The 3,662-nt window shown below is 67.3% G+C and carries 2 protein-coding genes; one reads left to right on the plus strand and one right to left on the minus strand.

The genetic code is table 11. The features are described from left to right. Positions 1–3 precede the first annotated feature (3 nt). Entirely contained in the window at positions 4–1,980 is a 1,977-nt protein-coding gene (thrS, locus tag BN903_RS07825) for a threonine--tRNA ligase (protein WP_195155763.1), read from the plus strand. A gap of 39 nt (positions 1,981–2,019) precedes the next feature. Here thrS and BN903_RS07830 read toward each other — a convergent pair whose 3' ends face one another. Further along, entirely contained in the window at positions 2,020–3,540 is a 1,521-nt protein-coding gene (locus tag BN903_RS07830) for an ATP-binding protein (protein ID WP_048077215.1), read from the minus strand. Between the last annotated feature and the right edge of the window lie 122 nt (positions 3,541–3,662).

The following is a 3,662-nucleotide window of genomic DNA, read 5'->3' on the forward strand; positions in this document are numbered from 1 at the left end:
CTTATGACGGTCGTCCGGCTCCGACACTGTATGAGCGAGACCGATGCGGAGGCCGAGGTGACGGTCGTCCTGCCGGACGGATCAGAGCTGACCGTTCCGGCGGGCTCGACAGTCGAGGACGTCGCCTTCGAGATCGGCCCCGGGCTCGGTCGCGACACCGTCGCGGGGAAGATCGACGGCGAACTCGTCGAAAAGCACGCCGCGGTCCACGACGGCGCGCGGATCGAGATCGTCACCGACCAGTCCGACGAGTACCTCACGGTGTTGCGCCACTCCGCGGCCCACGTGTTCGCGCAGGCGCTCCAGCGGCTCCACCCGGAGGCGACGCTGACGATCGGCCCGCCGACCGACGACGGGTTCTACTACGACGTGACCGACGTCGACATCGACGAGGACGATCTGGCCGCCATCGAAGACGAGATGGAGTCGATTATCGCGGCCGACTACGACATCGAGCGCGAGGTCCGGTCGCGCGAGGAGGTGACGGAGATCTACGCCGACAACGAGTACAAACGCCAGATCTTAGACGAGGAGGCCGACGGCGAGGAGGTCACGTTCTACGTCCAAGACGACTGGGAGGACCTCTGTCAGGGCCCGCACGTCGAGTCGACCGGCGAGGTCGGCGCGGCGACCCTCTTGGAGGTGTCGGCCGCGTACTGGCGCGGCGACGAGGAGAACGACTCGCTGACGCGGGTGTACGGCACCGCGTTCGCGAGCGAGTCGGACCTCGAAGAGTACCTCGAACTGCGCGAGCAGGCCCAAGAGCGCGACCACCGGAAGATCGGACAGGAGATGAACCTCTTCTCGATCCCCACGGTGACCGGCCCCGGCCTCCCGCTGTACCACCCGCCGGGCAAGACGGTGCTCCGGGAGCTGTCGAATTTCGCGAACGAGCTCAACCGCGACCACGGCTACGAGGAGGTCGAGACGCCCCACGTGTTCCGGACGGAGCTGTGGAAGCAGTCGGGCCACTACGAGAACTACAAGGACGACATGTTCCTCCTCGACGTCAACGACGAGGAGTACGGCCTGAAGCCGATGAACTGCCCGGGCCACGCGACCATCTTCGACCAGCAGTCGTGGTCGTACCGCGACCTCCCGCAGCGCTACTTCGAGAACGGGAAGGTGTACCGGAAAGAACAGCGCGGCGAGCTGTCGGGGCTCTCGCGCGTCTGGTCGTTCACTATCGACGACGGCCACCTGTTCGTGCGGCCCGACCAGATCCGACAGGAGATCGAGTCGGTGATCGAGATGATCTTCGAGGTCGTCGAGACGCTCGATTTAGAGGTCGAGGTCGCGCTCGCCACGCGACCCGACAAGTCGGTCGGAAGCGACGAGATCTGGGAGTCGGCCGAAGAGCAGCTTCGTGACGTGCTCGACTCGGGCGGCTACGACTACGACGTCGAGCCGGGCGACGGCGCGTTCTACGGCCCGAAGATCGACTTCGGCTTCGAGGACGCGCTCGGCCGCGTCTGGGACGGCCCGACGGTCCAGCTCGATTTCAACATGCCCGAGCGGTTCGATCTCACCTACACGGGCGAGGACAACGAGGACCACGAGCCGGTGATGATCCACCGGGCGTTGTACGGCAGCTACGAGCGCTTCTTCATGGTCCTCATCGAGCACTTCGACGGGAACTTCCCGCTGTGGCTCGCGCCCGAGCAGGTCCGGATCCTCCCCGTCTCTGACGAGACGCTCGGCTACGCGCACCGCGTGAAAAACGCCTTAGAAGACGAGGGATTCCGCGTCGAGGTCGAGGACCGCGACTGGACGGTCGGCCGCAAGATCCGCGCGGGCCACGACGACCGGCTTCCGTACATGGTCATCGTCGGCGACGACGAGCAGGAGGCCGGCACCGTCTCGGTCCGCGACCGCTTCGAGAACCAGCGCGGCGACGTCGACCTCGACGCGTTCGTCGACCACCTCGTGGACGAGCGCGACGCGAAGCGGACGGAGCCGGACTTCGTCGACGCCGAGTGAGTCGCTCTCGGTTCGGACGGCTCGGTCCTCCCCCTCGACTCAGGCCGGCTTGACGCCGGTGAACTCGAAGCGCGCGCCGCCCTCCTCGGACTCGACGACCCGAACCTCCCAGCCGTGCGCGTTGGCGATCTCCTCGACGATGTTCAGACCGAATCCCGTGCCGTCGGTCGCCGTCGTGTACCCGGTCTCGAACACTTGATCCCGCTCCGATTCGGGGATCCCCTCGCCGTCGTCGGCCACGTAGAACCCGCTGCCGCCCGGCATCGACCCGACCGTGATCGTGACCGCCTCGCCGCCGTGGTCGACGCTGTTACGAAACAGGTTCTCCAACAGCTGTCGGAGCCGCGCCTCGTCGGCCAGAATCCCGAACTCGTCGGCGGCCACGCGGAGCGTCCCGTCCCTGTCGTCGGTCGTCTCCCAGGCGTCGGCGGCGAGGGCGGCGAGGTCGACGGGTTCCGGGTCGTCGACGTCGTTCCCCTCGCGCGCCAGCGTGAGCAGATCCTCGATGAGCGTCTCCATCCGCGAGAGAGACCGCTGGACGGCATCGACGTGGTCGCTGTCGGACTCACCCGCGAGGAGGTCGATCCGGCCGCGCGCGGCCGTGAGAGGGTTCCGGAGGTCGTGGCTCACGACACTCGCGAACTCGTCGAGCCGGTCGCGCTCGCGTTCGATCCGCGTCGCGGCGCGCTGTCGCTCCAGCTCGTAGCTCACCCATCGCGTCAGCAGTTCGACGAACGTCTGCTGGGTGTCGGTGAACGGCTCGCCGCGGGGCGTCGTGGCGGCGAAACACAGCGTGCCGTACTGCTCGCCGTCGACTTCGACTCGCCCGCCGATGTACGTCTCCAGCCCGAACGTCTCGTAGGCGGGGTCGTCGGCCCACCCCTCCTCGGACGCGTTGACGACGGTCAACAGGTGATCGCGCTCGATCGTTCGCTTACAGTACGCCTCGTCGAGCGGGCAGGCCTCGCCGGGCTGCAACAGCGGGTGGTCGGCGTGGGACACCTCGACGTGTTGCGTCCCGTCCTCGATCCGCGTGAGGAACCCGTTCGGAACGTCGAGGTACTCGCAGCCGAGCGTCAGTATCGCCTCGACCTTCTCCTCGAAGGAGCGGTCGTGGTCCGACGACACCGCGTAGAGCCGCTGGATCGCGTGGAGGCTCTCCCGCTGTCGTCGCTCCAGTTCGCGCTGCTCGGTGACGTCGCGCAGGTACACGGAGAGACCGCTCTCGGAGGGGAACACGCGCGCCTCGAACCAGGTGTCTAACGGCTCGTAGTACGAGTCGAACGAGACGGGCTCTTGGGTCTCCATGGCGCGGTGGTACTCCTCGTAGAACGCCGTCTCGGTGGACCCGGGAATCGATTCCCACAGGTTACGGCCCTCGACCGACTCCCCCGGGCCGACCGCATCGTCGCTCATCGCGGACCGGAGGATCCGACGCCCCTGCTCGTTCGCGTAGGCGACCGCCCAGTCCGCGTCGAGAGCAAAGAACCCGTCCGCCATCCGATCGAGAACGGCTTGGAGATCCTGATCTGACGCCGATCCGCGCGGGTGGCCGGACATGCGTGCTACTACGCGTCGGGACGGTTTAGGCGCATCGGGACGGTTTAGTTGGCGCGGATCGACTCACGGCCCCGGTGACGGCGGGGACGCGCCGCGAGGCCGCCGTGCGCCGGTCAGTCTGG

Source organism: Halorubrum sp. AJ67, assembly GCF_000513435.1.

What these genes read in the sequence shown, in the direction of transcription:
- thrS (WP_195155763.1), top strand. Translation starts at nt 4, where the DNA reads ATGACGGTCGTCCGGCTCCGACACTGTATGAGCGAGACCGATGCGGAG.
- BN903_RS07830 (WP_048077215.1), bottom strand. Translation starts at nt 3,540, where the DNA reads ATGTCCGGCCACCCGCGCGGATCGGCGTCAGATCAGGATCTCCAAGCC.